The following is a 15,461-nucleotide window of genomic DNA, read 5'->3' on the forward strand; positions in this document are numbered from 1 at the left end:
CACACGTACGGCGGGTGAGGGGCGGTGGGCTCGGGGAGCCTGCCGCCCCTCACCGCTGCTCACTCCAGCCCGTACACCCGGCGCGCGTTGCCCGAACCGATCATCGTGGCGACCCGGGCCGCGTCCTCACGGGTCCAGGCGCCGTCCGCGACCCAGTCGCCCAGCACCCGCCCGAGCGCCTCGCGGAACTGCCGCGCGCCCACCAGATGCAGCTCCGGCAGCCCCTGCGCCCCGCTGGAGAACAGCAGTTTGCCGAACGGCGCGAGCTCCATGATCTCCGCGAGCACGCCGGCCGCCCGCGCCCCGGTACGCGCCGCCACGGCCCCGAGGTCCGCGTAGACATGCGGGTGCCGCCCGGCCAGCGCCGCGGCCTGCCGGTGGTACGGGTAGCCGTGCAGGAGCACCAGGGCACAGCCGTGCCCCTCGGTCGCGGCGGCGAAGTCCGCGAGACGGGCCGGGTCCGCGGCGCCCAGGCGCAGCTGGAGCGGCAGCCCGCACGCCACCGCGGACCAGCGCAGATGGTCCAGCAGCTCCGGCTCGGCGGACACCGGGCGGCGGTCCCGGTCCCCCGCGCCCCGGCGGGCGTCCCTGCGCTCCTCATCCCGCCCGGCCAGCCACCGGCCGGCCGCCGCCCGCACCCGGACCGGGCCCGGCGGCTCGGGGGCGGCGAAGGGGCCGTCGGTGCCGCCGGAGGTGAACGCGACGGCCGAGGAGGCGGCGGTGTGGACGGCCTCGCCCAGGTTGACGAGGAAGGCGTCGACGGTGCCGGAGGTGTCGGCGACCTGTTCGGCGAGGACTTCCAGCCGGACGATCTCCCGGCCCTGGGAGCCGGCCGCCGAGGCCAGCTCGGCCGGTCCCGTGAGGTCGCCGGCCGGTCCGGTGTCGACGAGGTGGGCGGAGACCCCGGAGGCGCGCAGCAGGCGGCGGGAGGTCTCGGCGACGCCCAGCTCCCGGCGGCGGGCCAGGTAGTGGGCGGGCGGGCAGTGCGCTTCGAGGCCGAGCGGCGGCGGGCACCAGCGGCGCACGGCGAAGCCGGTCTGGCTGTCGAAGAAGGTGGTGCCGGAGGCGGGCGGAGCGCCGCCGGCGGCGGTGAGCCGGGCCTCGAAGGTGCCGAGGCCCAGCTCGGTGCGCAGGACGCCGTGGCAGTTCTGGTCGACCAGGTCGGCCACGGGCACGGGGTCGGTCATCCGGGGCTCCCTGGGACGGCGTGCGTATGCACGGCCTAACGGGTGAGCCCCCGGGCGGGACACCGTCCGGGCGGAAGCCTCAGCGGTCGTTGGACGGGCCGCCGACCTGGATACCGGCCATCCGGGACCACTCGTACGGGCCAGTGCGGACCTTGAGGGCGAACTCGCCGTCGAACTCCTCGTGCATCGTGATGCCGGACTTCGTGGCCGCGCTCTCGGCCACCGCGTAGGTCGGGGCCACCAGGTCGCCCCAGGCGCCGTCCTGGCCGACCAGGACGATACGGGCGCCGGCCTCGCCGATGTAGGCGAGCTGCCCCTCGGCTCCGCCGTGTTCCTTGGCGAAGGCGCCGATCTGGTGGGCGAGCTTCGTCGCCCTGCGCTCCGCGCGCGCCGCCTTCCGGGCGTCCGTGCGCGAGGTCTGCCCGGTCTCTGCTGCGTCTGTTGCCGTCTCTGCCATGAACAGGATGCTACCGACGGGTAGATGAACTGGCGACGGGCGGGTCACGTGGCTTGTGCCACGCGACCCGCCCGTACGCCGGAAGCGGGGTGTTCAGGGGCTGTCAGCGGAGGAAGGGGTCCACCGCGACGGCGAGGAAGAGGAGCGAGACATAGGTGATGGACCAGTGGAACAGCCGCATCTCCTTGAGCTTGGCCCCGGTCACCCCGGCCTTGGCCCGGTTCTGCAGGCCGTGCGCCTCCCAGAGCCAGGCGCCGCCGGACAGCAGCGCCACCGCCGTGTAGAACCAGCCGGTGTAGCCGAGCGGGGTGAGCAGCAGCGAGACCGCGACCATCACCCAGCTGTAGAGGACGATCTGCTTGGCGACCACCCGGTTGGAGGCGACGACCGGGAGCATCGGGACGCCGACCCGGGCGTAGTCGTCCTTGACCTTCATCGACAGCGGCCAGTAGTGCGGCGGCGTCCAGAAGAAGATGACGGCGAAGAGGATGACGGCGGCCCAGGAGACCGTGTTCGTCACGGCCGACCAGCCGATGAGGACCGGCATGCAGCCCGCGATGCCGCCCCAGACGATGTTCTGGGAGGTGCGGCGCTTCAGCAGCATCGTGTAGACGACGACGTAGAAGAGCAGCGCGCCGAGCGCCAGGGCGGCCGAGAGCCAGTTGACCAGCAGTCCGAACCAGAGCGTGGAGAACACCGCGAGGCCGATGCCGAAGGCCAGGCATTCGCGGGGGCTGACCATGCCCGTGACCAGCGGGCGCTGGGACGTGCGGTCCATCAGCGCGTCGATGTCCCGGTCGATGTACATGTTGAGCGCGTTGGCGCCGCCCGCGGAGAGATATCCCCCGATGGTGGTCGTGAGAACGAGCCACAGATCGGGTACTCCCTGGGCAGCCAGGAACATCACCGGAACGGTGGTGATGAGCAGCAGCTCGATGATCCGTGGCTTGGTAAGCGCCACGAATGCCTTGACGCGGGCCCCGAACGGGCGATGGCCCCCTGGGCTGGGAGTCAAGGCGACCCCTGCGGGTCGGGACTCGACGGCCGTCACGCACACCCCTGACAGAGAAATCCCAGCAAGCTCCGGGCCGGAGGCCCTTGTGAAGACTTGCGCGAACTCGACCACTCTAGACGTTGGGGATACACCGCCCTTCGCGGGGGTGGGGTCGTGTTGAGGGTGACTGTTCGCCGGATGTGCATTCCGTCGGGAGGCGAAGTCCACGGGTCGCCCACACCCTGGAAAGTGCACGGAAACCGTGTCCGGCAACGGGGGTAGGCTCGACAGCGCCCGGTGCGGCAACAGTCACCGGTTTACAACAGTGGAGAGGAGCCCTGACTCAGGGTGAGCATCAAGCCGACCACCACAGACCTCCAGTGGACCGATGTGGACCAGCGGGCCGTGGACACCGCCCGTGTTCTCGCCGCGGACGCCGTACAGAAAGTCGGAAACGGCCACCCGGGCACGGCCATGAGCCTCGCGCCTGCCGCGTACACCCTCTTCCAGAAGGTGATGCGGCACGACCCCGCGGACGCCGAGTGGACCGGCCGCGACCGGTTCGTCCTCTCCGCCGGCCACTCCAGCCTGACCCTCTACATCCAGCTCTACCTCGCCGGATACGGCCTGGAGCTGGACGACCTCAAGGCTTTCCGCACCTGGGGCTCGAAGACCCCGGGCCACCCGGAGTACGGCCACACCACCGGCGTCGAGACGACCACCGGTCCGCTGGGCCAGGGTGTCGCCAACGCGGTGGGCATGGCGATGGCCGCCCGCTACGAGCGCGGCCTGTTCGACCCCGAGGCGGCCCCCGGCACCTCCCCGTTCGACCACATGGTGTGGGTCGTCGCGGGTGACGGCTGCCTCCAGGAGGGCATCTCGGCCGAGGCGTCCTCGCTGGCCGGGCACCAGAAGCTGGGCAACCTGGTCCTGCTCTGGGACGACAACCACATCTCGATCGAGGGCGACACGGAGACCGCGGTCTCCGAGGACACCATCAAGCGGTACGAGGCGTACGGCTGGCACGTCCAGCGGGTCGACCAGGCGCCCAACGGCGACCTGGACCCGGCGGGTCTGTACGCGGCGCTCCAGGCGGCCAAGGCCGAGACCGAGCGCCCCTCGTTCATCGCGGCCCGCTCGATCATCGCCTGGCCCGCCCCGAACGCCCAGAACACCGAGGCCGCGCACGGCTCGGCGCTCGGCGACGACGAGATCGCGGCGACCAAGCAGGTCCTCGGCTTCGACCCGGAGCAGACCTTCGAGGTCTCCGACGAGGTCATCGGCCACACCCGCCAGGCCCTGGACCGCGGCCGCGAGGCCCGCGCCGAGTGGGACAAGTCGTTCGCCGCCTGGCGCACGGCCAACCCGGAGCGCGCCGCCTCCTTCGACCGGATCGCCGCGGGCGAGCTGCCCGAGGGCTGGGAGGAGAAGCTCCCGGTCTTCGAGCCCGGCAAGGGCCTGGCCACCCGTGCCGCGTCCGGCAAGGTGCTCCAGGCGCTCGGCGAGATCGTGCCCGAGCTGTGGGGCGGCTCCGCCGACCTCGCGGGCTCGAACAACACGACGATCGACAAGACGTCGTCGTTCCTCCCGGCGGGCAACCCGCTGCCGGAGGCCGACCCGTACGGCCGGACGATCCACTTCGGCATCCGCGAGCACGCCATGGCCGCCGCCATGAACGGCATCGCGCTGCACGGCAACACCCGCATCTACGGCGGCACCTTCCTGGTGTTCTCCGACTACATGCGCAACGCGGTGCGGCTCTCCGCGCTGATGCACCTGCCGGTGACGTACGTGTGGACGCACGACTCGATCGGCCTCGGCGAGGACGGTCCGACCCACCAGCCGGTCGAGCACCTGGCCGCGCTGCGCGCCATCCCGGGCCTGAACATCGTGCGCCCGGCCGACGCCAACGAGACCGCCATCGCCTGGCGCGAGATCCTGCGCCGCTACACCAAGGTGTTCGGCAAGGGCGCCCCGCACGGTCTGGCGCTGACCCGCCAGGGCGTGCCGACGTACGAGGCGAACGAGAACGCGGCCAAGGGCGGTTACGTCCTCTTCGAGGCCGACGGTGGCGAGCCGCAGGTGCTGCTCATCGCGACCGGTTCCGAGGTCCATGTCGCCGTCGAGGCGCGCGAGCAGCTCCAGGCGGCCGGTGTGCCGACCCGGGTGGTCTCGATGCCGTCGGTCGAGTGGTTCGAGGAGCAGGACCAGGCGTACAAGGACAGCGTGCTGCCGCCGTCGGTCAAGGCGCGCGTCGCCGTCGAGGCGGGCATCGGCCTGACCTGGTACCGGTACGTGGGCGACGCGGGCCGGATCGTCTCGCTGGAGCACTTCGGCGCCTCGGCCGACGCGAAGGTGCTGTTCCGCGAGTTCGGCTTCACGCCCGAGCACGTGGCCGCCGCCGCGCGGGAATCTCTCGAAGCCGCCGCGCGCTGACGCCGGTAGATACGACTAGTAGGAGATGCAACTCATGACAGACGCACTCAAGCGCCTCTCCGACGAGGGCGTGGCGATCTGGCTCGACGACCTGTCGCGCAAGCGGATCACGTCCGGCAACCTGGCCGAGCTGATCGACCAGAGCCATGTCGTCGGCGTCACCACCAACCCGTCGATCTTCCAGAAGGCGATCTCCTCGGGCGACGGTTACGAGCAGCAGCTCACCGACCTCGCCGCCCGCAAGGTCACCGTCGAGGAAGCGCTGCGCATGATCACGACGGCGGACGTCCGCGACGCCGCCGACATCCTGCGCCCGGTCTTCGACGCCACCGACGGCCAGGACGGCCGGGTCTCCATCGAGGTCGACCCGCGCCTGGCCCACAACACCGTCGCCACCGTCGCCGAGGCCAAGCAGCTGGCCTGGCTGGTGGACCGGCCGAACACGCTCATCAAGATCCCGGCGACCAAGGCCGGCCTGCCGGCGATCACCGAGACGATCGGCCGGGGCATCAGCGTCAATGTGACGCTGATCTTCTCGCTGGAGCGCTACCGCGCGGTCATGGACGCCTACCTGGCGGGCCTGGAGAAGGCGAAGGCCGCGGGCCTGGACCTCTCCAAGATCCACTCGGTGGCCTCGTTCTTCGTGTCCCGGGTGGACACCGAGATCGACAAGCGTCTGGACGCCATCGGCTCGGACGAGGCGAAGGCGGCCAAGGGCAAGTCCGCGCTGGCCAACGCCCGGCTGGCCTACGAGGCGTACGAGGAGGTCTTCTCCTCCGACCGCTGGGCGGCCCTGGACAAGGCGCAGGCCAACAAGCAGCGTCCGCTGTGGGCCTCGACCGGCGTCAAGGACCCGGCGCTGAAGGACACGCTGTACGTCGACGAGCTGGTGGCGCCGAACACGGTGAACACCATGCCGGAGGCGACGCTGGAAGCGGTGGCCGACCATGGCGAGATCACCGGTGACACCGTCTCCGGCGGCTACGACCAGGCGCGCGCCGACCTCGACGCGATCAAGAAGCTCGGCATCTCGTACGACGACGTCGTGCAGGTGCTGGAGGACGAGGGCGTCGAGAAGTTCGAGGCGTCCTGGAACGACCTGCTCAAGTCGACCGAGGCGGAGCTTTCGCGCCTCGCCCCCTCGGAGGGCTGACCACTTTGTCTGCTGTTCCCGGAGCCAACCCGCTCCGTGACGCACAGGACCGACGGCTCCCGCGTATCGCGGGGCCGTCGGGCCTGGTCATCTTTGGCGTCACGGGCGATTTGTCCCGTAAAAAGCTGATGCCTGCCGTCTACGACCTGGCCAATCGCGGCCTGCTTCCGCCGGGCTTCTCGCTCATCGGTTTCGCGCGCCGCGACTGGGAGGACGAGGACTTCGCGCAGGTCGTCCACGACGCCGTCAAGGAGCACGCCCGTACGCCGTTCCGCGAGGAGGTCTGGCAGCAGCTCATCCAGGGGATGCGCTTCGTCCAGGGCAACTTCGACGACGACGAGGCGTTCGAGACCCTCAAGGCGACCATCGAGGAGCTCGACAAGGCACAGGGGACGGGCGGCAACTTCGCCTTCTACCTCTCCGTGCCGCCGAAGTTCTTCCCCAAGGTCGTCCAGCAGCTGAAGAAGCACGGCCTGGCCGACCAGAAGGAGGGCTCCTGGCGGCGTGCCGTCATCGAGAAGCCCTTCGGTCACGACCTGGCCAGCGCGCAGGAGCTCAACCAGCTCGTGCACGACGTCTTCCCGCCCAACGAGGTCTTCCGGATCGACCACTACCTGGGGAAGGAGACGGTCCAGAACATCCTGGCGCTGCGGTTCGCCAACACGATGTGGGAGCCGATCTGGAACCGGTCCTACGTCGACCACGTACAGATCACGATGGCCGAGGACATCGGCATCGGCGGCCGGGCCGGCTACTACGACGGCATCGGCGCCGCCCGTGACGTCATCCAGAACCACCTGCTCCAGCTGCTGGCGCTGACCGCGATGGAGGAGCCCGGCTCCTTCCACCCGAAGGCCCTGGTCGCCGAGAAGCTCAAGGTGCTCACCGCCGTCGAGCTGCCCGAGGACCTCGGTGCGCACACCGTGCGCGCCCAGTACGAGCACGCCTGGCAGGGCGGCGAGGAGGTCCTCGGCTACTGCGAGGAGGACGGCATCGACCCCAAGTCGACGACCGACACCTACGCGGCGATCAAGCTGACGATCAACAACCGCCGCTGGGCGGGCGTGCCGTTCTACCTCCGGACCGGAAAGCGGCTCGGCCGCCGGGTCACGGAGATCGCGGTCGTCTTCAAGCGCGCCCCCTATCTGCCCTTCGAGTCGAGCGCGACCGAGGAGCTGGGCGGCAACGCCCTGGTCATCCGGGTCCAGCCGGACGAGGGCGTCACCGTGCGCTTCGGCTCCAAGGTGCCCGGCACCTCGATGGAGGTCCGGGACGTCACGATGGACTTCGCGTACGGCGAGTCGTTCACGGAGTCCAGCCCGGAGGCGTACGAGCGGCTCCTCCTGGACGTCCTGCTCGGCGACGCCAACCTCTTCCCCCGCCACCAGGAGGTCGAACTCTCCTGGACCATCCTCGACCCGATCGAGGAGTACTGGGAGAAGCACGGCAAGCCCGCGAAGTACGCGGCCGGCACCTGGGGTCCGGCCGAGGCCGACGAGATGCTCGCACGTGACGGACGGAGCTGGAGGCGGCCATGAAGATCGATCTCACGGAAACCACGTCCAGCAAGATCAACCAGGCGCTGGTCTCGGCCCGCCGGGCGATCGGCACCCCCGCCATCGGCATGGTGCTCACGCTGGTCATCGTCACCGACGAGGAGAACGCGTACGACGCGCTCAAGTCGGCCGGCGACGCCTCCCGCGAGCACCCCTCGCGGATCATCGCGGTGATCAAGCGGGTCAGCCGTTCGCCGCGGGCCCGCCGGGACGCCCGGCTCGACGCCGAGGTCCGGGTCGGATCGGACGCCGGGACCGGCGAGACGGTCGTCCTGCGCCTCCACGGCGAGCTGGCCAACCACGCCCAGTCGGTGGTCCTGCCGCTGTTGCTGCCGGACGCCCCGGTCGTGGTGTGGTGGCCCGAGGACGCCCCCGCCGACCCGGCGAAGGACCCGCTCGGGGCGCTCGCCCAGCGCCGCATCACCGACACCTACTCCGCCGAGCACCCGATCGAGGAGCTGGCGGTGCGGGCGGCGACGTACAGCCCCGGCAGCACCGATCTGGCCTGGACCCGGATCACGCCGTGGCGCTCGATGCTGGCCGCCGCGCTGGACCAGCAGCCGGCCGAGGTCATCGCCGCGACCGTCGAGGGCGAGAGCGACAACCCGAGCTGCGAGCTGCTGGCCATGTGGCTCGCGGACCGGCTGGGCGTCCCGGTGGAGCGCACGCTCTCCCAGGGCCCCGGTCTCACCGCGGTCCGGATGGAGACGAAGAACGGCGTCATCGTCCTGGACCGGGCCGACGGCTCGCTGGCCACGCTCTCCATGCAGAACCAGCCGGACCGCGCGGTGGCGCTCAAGCGCCGGGACACCTCCGAGCTGCTGGCGGAGGAGCTGCGCCGGCTCGACCCGGACAACACCTACGCCTCGGCGGTGAAGTTCGGCGTCGACAAGCTGCACGCGGGCGGCGAGGTCACGGCCAAGCCGGTCGAAGGCGCCGCGGACAAGGCCGACAAGACCCCCGAGGCCAAGGCTCCCGCGGCGAAGAAGGCCCCGGCCAAGAAGGCGGCCTCCAAGTGACGCCTCCTCAACTGGTCGTCCACCGCGACAAGGAGCTGATGGCCCAGGCCGCGGCGGCCCGGCTGATCACGAGGATCGTGGACGCCCAGGCCTCCCGGGGCCATGCCTCGGTGGTGCTGACCGGCGGGCGCAACGGCAACGGCCTGCTGGCCGCGCTCGCCGCCGCGCCCGCCCGGGACGCGGTCGACTGGTCGCGGCTGGACCTGTGGTGGGGCGACGAGCGGTTCCTGCCGGAGGGCGACCCGGAGCGCAATGTCACCCAGGCCCGTGCGGCGCTGCTCGACGCGGTGGATCTCGACCCGGCCCGGGTGCACGCGATGCCCGCGTCCGACGGCCCGTACGGCGACGACGCGGATGCCGCGGCGGCCGGTTACGCCGCCGAACTGGCCGCCGCCGCGGGTCCCGAGGACCACGGTCCGGTGCCCACGTTCGACGTGCTGATGCTGGGCGTCGGCCCGGACACGCATGTGGCCTCGCTCTTCCCGGAGCTGCCCGCGGTACGGGAGACCGAGCGCACCGTCGTCGGTGTGCACGGGGCTCCCAAGCCGCCGCCGGTGCGCGTCTCGCTGACGCTGCCGGCGATCCGCGCGGCGCGCGAGGTGTGGCTGCTGGCGGCCGGCGAGGACAAGGCGGAGGCCGCGGCCATCGCGTTGTCCGGGGCCGGGGAGATCCAGGCCCCGGCGGCGGGTGCGTACGGCCGCAGCCGCACGCTGTGGCTGCTGGACGCGGCGGCGGCCTCGCAGCTGCCGCGCGCGCTGTATCCGCCCGCCTCCGCCTGAGCGTTCACCCCCGAAGGCCCGGCCCGCTCTTCCCGAGCGGTCCGGGCCTTCGTCGTGAAAGGCTCGCGCCATGGTGCATATCGGAACCGTGGTGATGGGTGCGACCGACGTGAGCAGGGCCGCCGCTTTCTGGAAGGCGGCGCTCACCTACACCGAACGCGAAGAGGGCACGGACGACTGGGTGGTGCTGGTCCCGGTCGAAGGGCCCGGCGTCGGCGTGTCGTTGGGGCGCTCCACCTCCCCCGTGCAGGAGGTCCCCCGGGTCCACCTCGACCTGTACTCCGACACCCGGGAGGCCGAGGTGGAGCGGCTGATCGGGCTCGGGGCGACCAGGGTCGCGTGGGACCTCTATCCGCCGGACCCGGACTTCGTGGTGCTCGCGGACCCCGAGGGCAACCGCTTCTGCGTCATCGACACGACGCACGGCGGCTGACCGGCCTCAGACGTCCTTCGGCGGGCGCTCCAGGAAGGGCTCCAGCAGCCCGGGGACGGCCTCGGCGGCGAAGGTGAGGCCCTCGGCGGCGTCGGTGTCGTACGCCGTGTACGCGCCCCCTCCGGCGGCCGTGGTGGCCGTGATGGTCAGCAGTCCGGCCCGGCGCTGGAAGACCGACTGCTTGACCGTCCAGCCGATCACGCCGGCCCGCTCCAGGGCGGCCGTGGAGCGGCGGACCGTGCCGGAGCGGGTGACCAGATAGCGGCCGGAGAGCGTGTGTCCGAGCGCCCGGTACGCGTCCAGGGCGAGCACCACCGCCACCGGGGCGGCCACCACCGCACAGCCGAGCGCGATCCACAGCAGCACCGGCGTGAGCAGTGCCCCGAGGAGCGTCAGGACCAGGACCGGGCCGAGGACCGCGGCGAGCGACCAGCGCAGCCGGCGGCCCCGGGCGGCGCGCGGGTGCGGGGTGAGCGCGGCGCCGGTCGGGGTGTCCGCCTCGCGCAGGACGTCGGCGGCGACGGCGTCGGCCCGGGTCCGGGGTGCGGCCGGGAGCAGGGTGTTGTGGTCGGCGTTCCTGGCCTCGTGGTCCTTGGCCAGGCCGGTGGTGATGGCGTCGAGGCGGGCCGCGCCGAGCAGCCGGACGCCCAGCGGCTCGACCAGGTCGACGCCGCGCAGCCGGGCCTCCTCGACGGAGATGGACCGGGAGGTGAACAGTCCGCGCCGCACCCGCAGGGTGCCGCCCGGTTCGCGCTCCAGGCGGTAGTTCCACCACATCTCGATCCAGAGGCCGAGCGCCCCGACGACGCCCGCGACCAGGGCGGCCAGGACCAGGACGATGATCACCCAGAGCAGCGGGGTCTCCCGGAAGCGGTCGCCGACCCACTCGATGACCTGGCCCTGGGCCCCGACCCAGTCGCTGACCTGCATCACGGCCCCGGCAGCCGCCCCGCCGAGCATGGGGGCGACGAAGGAGACCGGGGCGTAACGGATCCAGCGGGGGTCCAGGACGGCCAGTTCGCCCTCGCGGTGGACGCCGGGGGGTGCGGTGGCGGCGCGCTCCAGGAGGAGGCGGCGCAGCCGTTCGCCCTCGGTGCGGGTGACCGGGTCCAGTTCGAGGGTGGACTCCGAGCCCTGTTCGCCGGTGCCGATCCTGACGGTGACCAGGCCCAGGAGGCGCAGCAGCAGGTTGGCGGTGAGATCGACCGTGCGGATACGGCCGCGGGCCAGGGAACGGCGCTTGACGATCAGCAGGCCGGTGTGGAGGTCGACGCGCTCCTCGCCGATCCGGTAGCGGGTGCGGTGCCAGCGGACCCGGTCGGCGCCCGCCGCGGCCCCGATGACCAGGACGGCTCCGGCGAACACCTGGAGCACGGCGACGGGGAGGCTGAACCAGCGGGTGAGCCCGAGCGTGACCGGGATGGCCGCACCCGCGACGACCCCCGCCACGACGAGGGCGGTGACCAGGACCGTACGGGGGTCGAGGCGGTGCCAGTCGGCTGGCGGGGCGACGGTGCTCACGTGGCGTCGCCGGGGGTGTCGCGGGTGATCCGGGTGAGCTGCCCGGCGAGGTCGGCGGCGACCTCGTGGTCCAGCCCGGCGATCCGTACCGCGCCCTTGGCGGAGGCGGTGGTGACCGTGACGGTGGCGAGCCGGAAGAACTGCTCCAGTGGGCCGCGCACGGTGTCCACGGTCTGGATCCGGGACATCGGGGCGATCCGCCACTCCTGCCAGAAGAACCCGGTGCGGACGTACACCGCTTCCTCGGTGACCTCCCAGCGGTGCGTACGGAACCACCACAGGGGGAAGAGGACGGCGGCCGCCGTGCCCGCCACGGCCAGGACCGCGGCGGGCAGCAGCAGCCAGAAGCGGGCCGGGGCGATCAGCGCGCCCAGCACCGCGAGCGGCACGACGGGCACGGCCGTCAGCAGCAGCCACTGGGCCCGCCACCAGCCGACGGCCCGCTCGTTCAGCGTGTTGCGCGGCGGCCGCAGCACCACCGCCGTCCCCTCCCCCTGTGGCATCGGATCAGCGCCCGCGCAGCGTGCGGTAGGCGTCGACCAGGGCGGCGGTGGAGCTGTCGAGCTGCCCGGCGTCCGCGCCGCCGTCACCGGTCAACAGCGGCTCGATCTTCTTGGCGAGGACCTTGCCGAGCTCGACGCCCCACTGGTCGAAGGAGTCGATGTTCCAGATGGCGCCCTGGACGAAGACCTTGTGCTCGTAGAGCGCGATGAGCTGGCCGAGGACCGAGGGGGTCAGCTTGTCGGCGAGGATCGTCGTCGTGGGGTGGTTGCCCCGGAACGTCTTGTGCGGGACCAGGTCCTCGGGCACGCCCTCCGCCCGGACCTCCTCGGGCGTCTTGCCGAAGGCGAGCGCCTGGGTCTGGGCGAAGAAGTTGGCCATCAGCAGGTCGTGCTGGGCGATCAGCCCGGGCAGCAGGTCGTGGACCGGGGCGGCGAAGCCGATGAAGTCCGCCGGGATCAGCTTGGTGCCCTGGTGGATCAGCTGGTAGTACGCGTGCTGCCCGTTGGTGCCGGGCGTGCCCCAGACGACCGGCCCGGTCTGCCAGTCCACGGGGTCGCCGTCGCGGTCGACGGACTTGCCGTTGGACTCCATGTCGAGCTGCTGGAGATAGGCGGTGAACCGGGAGAGGTAGTGGCTGTAGGGCAGCACCGCGTGCGACTGGGCATCGAAGAAGTTGCCGTACCAGACGCCGAGGAGGCCGAGGAGGAGCGGGGCGTTCTCCTCGGGCGGCGCGGTGCGGAAGTGCTCGTCGACGAGGTGGAAGCCCTCCAGCATCTCGCGGAAGCGGTCCGGGCCGATGGCGACCATCAGCGAGAGGCCGATCGCCGAGTCGAAGGAGTAGCGGCCGCCGACCCAGTCCCAGAACTCGAACATGTTGGCCGTGTCGATGCCGAACTCCTCGACCTTCTCGGCATTGGTCGACAGGGCCACGAAGTGCTGGGCGACGGCGTCCTGACCGGCCTTCAGCTCGGTCAGCAGCCAGTCCCGGGCGGAGGTGGCGTTGGTGATGGTCTCGATCGTCGTGAACGTCTTCGAGGCGATGACGAACAGCGTCTCGGCCGGGTCGAGGTCGCGGACGGCCTCGTGCAGGTCGGCGCCGTCGACGTTGGAGACGAAGCGGACGGTGAGCGCGCGGTCGGTGAAGGAGCGCAGCACCTCGTACGCCATGGCGGGGCCGAGGTCGGAGCCGCCGATGCCGACGTTGACGATGTTCTTGATCGGCTTGCCGGTGTGGCCGGTCCACTGTCCGGAGCGGACCTTCTCGGCGAAGCCGGCCATCTTGTCCAGGACGGCGTGCACGGCGGGGACGACATTCTCACCGTCGACCTCGATCACCGCGTCGCGCGGGGCGCGGAGCGCGGTGTGCAGGACCGCCCGGTCCTCGGTGGTGTTGATCTTCTCGCCGCGGAACATCGCGTCCCGCAGCTCCGCGACCCCGGTGGCGGCGGCGAGCTCGCGCAGCAGGCGCAGCGTCTCGTCGGTGACCAGGTGCTTGGAGTAGTCGAGGTGGAGGTCGCCGACCCGGAGGGTGTAGGCGGTGCCGCGGTCCGGCTGCCGTGCGAACAACTCGCGCAGCTGGGGGGCGCCGAGCCCCTCACGGTGCTCGGCGAGAGCCGTCCACTCGGGCGTCTGGTTGAGCTTGGTTCGGCTTGCTGCGTTCATCCGGGATATCAGCCCACTTCTCACTCGTCATCAGCATCCCCGCTGCCCCACAAACCTAATTGATCGAGGAGCCGGACGGCGTGGAGGAGGGCGGTGGCGCGGGAACGCGATACGGCCGGACACCCGTGAGGTGTCCGGCCGGTGAACGACTGGGTGGTCCGTGGAGCCGTACCGCGGTGGAGTCTCAGATCTCGCCGCGGAGCTTGGCCAGCGCCTCGGCGAGGATCGCCTCGCCGTCCTCGTCGCTGCGCCGCTCGCGTACGTACGCCAGATGCGTCTTGTACGGCTCGGTGCGGGGCGGGTCGGGCGGGCTGTCCTTGTCCTGGCCGGCCGGGAAGCCGCAGCGCGGGCAGTCCCAGATGTCCGGCACCTGCGCGTCATGGGCGAAGCTCGGCTGCGTCTCGTGCCCGTTCGAGCACCAGAAGGAGATGCGGGCGCGCGGCGCGGACTCGCCCCGCTCCGCCTCCCCCATCGGCCCCGCTCCGACCCGGCTTCCCCGGATCGCGTTGCCACTTGCCACGGTCGTAACTCCCTGCGTGAGTCGAGCGATGCCCCAGTCTACGTAAGGCCCAACGCGCGTCCAGTGGAAGGAGTTACACCGTCACCGGCAGGCGCGGACGACGGTCAGCTGTCCAGCTTGACGAGCAGACCGAGCACCACGACGCACGCGAACCAGACCAGACCGACCACGACGGTGATGCGGTCGAGGTTACGTTCCGCGACGGAGGAGCCACCGACGGAGGACTGCATTCCGCCACCGAACATGTCGGAGAGGCCGCCGCCCTTGCCCTTGTGCATGAGCACCAGCAGCATCAGCAGCAGGCTGAAGACGATCAGAGCGATCTGGAACGCCAAAACCACGGCTGGTCCCTACTTTCCGGAATTCTTGACTACTGCCTGTACGTACAGCGGGGGCCGCAGGGGTGGTGACCCCCTCGGCCCCCGCAAGGGTACGACGGATCGGCGCTACCGCATACTCACTGGTCGCGGAAGCGGACGATCTTGACGAACTCGTCGGCGTCCAGCGCGGCGCCGCCGATCAGCGCGCCGTCCACGTCGGGCTGCGCCATGATGGCCGCGACGTTGCCGGACTTCACCGAGCCGCCGTACTGGATACGGACGGCGTCGGCCAGCTCCTGCGAGTACAGCTCGGCCAGTCGGCCGCGGATCGCACCGCAGACCTCCTGGGCGTCCTCGGGGGTGGCGACCTCGCCGGTCCCGATGGCCCAGACCGGCTCGTAGGCGATCACGATGGACTCGGCCTGCTCCGCCGGGACGTCCTTCAGGGCGCCGTCGAGCTGCGCGAGCGTGTAGGAGACCTGGTCACCGGCCTTGCGGATGTCCAGGCCCTCGCCGACGCAGAGGATCGGGGTCAGGCCGTGCTTGTAGGCGGCCTTCACCTTGGCGTTGCAGATCTCGTCGTTCTCGCCGTGGTACTGGCGGCGCTCGCTGTGGCCGACGGCCACGTAGGTGCAGCGCAGCTTGGCGAGCATGGGGCCGGAGATCTCACCGGTGTACGCGCCGGAGTCGTGCGCCGAGATGTCCTGGGCGCCGTACTTGATCTTCAGCTTGTCGCCGTCGACCAGGGTCTGCACGGTGCGCAGGTCGGTGAAGGGCGGCAGGACGGCGACCTCGACGTCCTCGAAGTCCTTGTCGGCCAGGGCGAAGGAGAGCTTCTGGAGGTGGGCGATGGCCTCGAGGTGGTTGAGGTTCATCTTCCAGTTGCCCGCCATCAGCGGGGTGCGGGTGGTCATGAAAGG

At 71.3% G+C, this 15,461-nt stretch carries 15 protein-coding genes; 6 read left to right on the forward strand and 9 right to left on the reverse strand.

The window, feature by feature from the left end:
• Positions 1–59: 59 nt before the first annotated feature.
• The 3 genes from KV381_RS07370 to KV381_RS07380 all read right to left on the reverse strand — a co-directional run bounded on the left by KV381_RS07370 (position 60) and on the right by KV381_RS07380 (position 2,701).
• On the reverse strand, positions 60–1,187 hold the full coding sequence (locus KV381_RS07370) for an amidohydrolase family protein (protein ID WP_218784938.1): 1,128 nt from the start codon (positions 1,185–1,187) through the stop codon (positions 60–62).
• A gap of 79 nt (positions 1,188–1,266) precedes the next feature.
• Positions 1,267–1,644: a hypothetical protein gene (locus KV381_RS07375; protein WP_030078757.1), complete on the reverse strand. Its 378-nt coding sequence runs from the start codon at positions 1,642–1,644 to the stop codon at positions 1,267–1,269.
• Between the two features lie 103 nt (positions 1,645–1,747).
• Entirely contained in the window at positions 1,748–2,701 is a 954-nt protein-coding gene (locus tag KV381_RS07380) for a heme o synthase (RefSeq protein WP_030627489.1), read from the reverse strand.
• Between the two features lie 285 nt (positions 2,702–2,986).
• Here KV381_RS07380 and tkt point away from each other — a divergent pair, with 285 nt between their 5' ends.
• The 6 genes from tkt (at position 2,987) to KV381_RS07410 (ending at position 10,014) form a co-directional block, all read left to right on the forward strand.
• A complete protein-coding gene (gene tkt, locus KV381_RS07385) occupies positions 2,987–5,074 on the forward strand; it encodes a transketolase (protein WP_218784939.1) in 2,088 nt (695 codons plus the stop codon).
• 34 nt (positions 5,075–5,108) lie between these two features.
• Positions 5,109–6,227 (forward strand): transaldolase, encoded by a 1,119-nt coding sequence (tal, locus tag KV381_RS07390; protein ID WP_030078763.1) that lies wholly within the window; start codon positions 5,109–5,111, stop codon positions 6,225–6,227.
• 5 nt (positions 6,228–6,232) lie between these two features.
• On the forward strand, positions 6,233–7,765 hold the full coding sequence (zwf, locus tag KV381_RS07395) for a glucose-6-phosphate dehydrogenase (RefSeq protein ID WP_030078764.1): 1,533 nt from the start codon (positions 6,233–6,235) through the stop codon (positions 7,763–7,765).
• Positions 7,762–8,802 carry a glucose-6-phosphate dehydrogenase assembly protein OpcA gene (gene opcA / locus KV381_RS07400; protein WP_030078765.1) on the forward strand — a complete coding sequence of 347 codons (1,041 nt, stop codon included), beginning with the start codon at positions 7,762–7,764 and terminating at the stop codon, positions 8,800–8,802. The genes zwf and opcA overlap by 4 nt, the downstream gene beginning before the upstream one ends.
• Positions 8,799–9,581 carry a 6-phosphogluconolactonase gene (gene pgl, locus KV381_RS07405; protein ID WP_030078767.1) on the forward strand — a complete coding sequence of 261 codons (783 nt, stop codon included), beginning with the start codon at positions 8,799–8,801 and terminating at the stop codon, positions 9,579–9,581. The genes opcA and pgl overlap by 4 nt, the downstream gene beginning before the upstream one ends.
• A 70-nt stretch (positions 9,582–9,651) precedes the next feature.
• Positions 9,652–10,014 carry a VOC family protein gene (locus tag KV381_RS07410; RefSeq protein ID WP_030078769.1) on the forward strand — a complete coding sequence of 121 codons (363 nt, stop codon included), beginning with the start codon at positions 9,652–9,654 and terminating at the stop codon, positions 10,012–10,014.
• Between the two features lie 6 nt (positions 10,015–10,020).
• Here the strand turns inward: KV381_RS07410 and KV381_RS07415 are convergent, their stop codons facing one another.
• From KV381_RS07415 to tpiA, 6 genes are all read right to left on the reverse strand, one after another.
• Positions 10,021–11,535, reverse strand: a complete 1,515-nt coding sequence (locus KV381_RS07415) for a PH domain-containing protein (protein ID WP_218784940.1) — start codon at positions 11,533–11,535, stop codon at positions 10,021–10,023.
• Positions 11,532–12,038, reverse strand: a complete 507-nt coding sequence (locus KV381_RS07420) for a PH domain-containing protein (RefSeq protein ID WP_218784941.1) — start codon at positions 12,036–12,038, stop codon at positions 11,532–11,534. Before KV381_RS07420 ends, KV381_RS07415 begins: the two co-directional genes overlap by 4 nt.
• Before the next feature lie 4 nt (positions 12,039–12,042).
• Positions 12,043–13,701, reverse strand: coding sequence for a glucose-6-phosphate isomerase (pgi, locus tag KV381_RS07425; protein WP_098025973.1), 1,659 nt, complete (start codon positions 13,699–13,701; stop codon positions 12,043–12,045).
• Between the two features lie 184 nt (positions 13,702–13,885).
• A complete protein-coding gene (locus tag KV381_RS07430; protein WP_078566397.1) occupies positions 13,886–14,221 on the reverse strand; it encodes an RNA polymerase-binding protein RbpA in 336 nt (111 codons plus the stop codon).
• 104 nt (positions 14,222–14,325) lie between these two features.
• Positions 14,326–14,562, reverse strand: a complete 237-nt coding sequence (secG, locus tag KV381_RS07435) for a preprotein translocase subunit SecG (RefSeq protein ID WP_030078776.1) — start codon at positions 14,560–14,562, stop codon at positions 14,326–14,328.
• A 116-nt stretch (positions 14,563–14,678) separates the two neighbouring features.
• A complete protein-coding gene (tpiA, locus tag KV381_RS07440; RefSeq protein ID WP_030078777.1) occupies positions 14,679–15,455 on the reverse strand; it encodes a triose-phosphate isomerase in 777 nt (258 codons plus the stop codon).
• Positions 15,456–15,461: the final 6 nt, after the last annotated feature.

The organism is Streptomyces sp. WY228 (assembly GCF_019287315.1).
Lineage (GTDB): Bacteria > Actinomycetota > Actinomycetes > Streptomycetales > Streptomycetaceae > Streptomyces > Streptomyces caviscabies.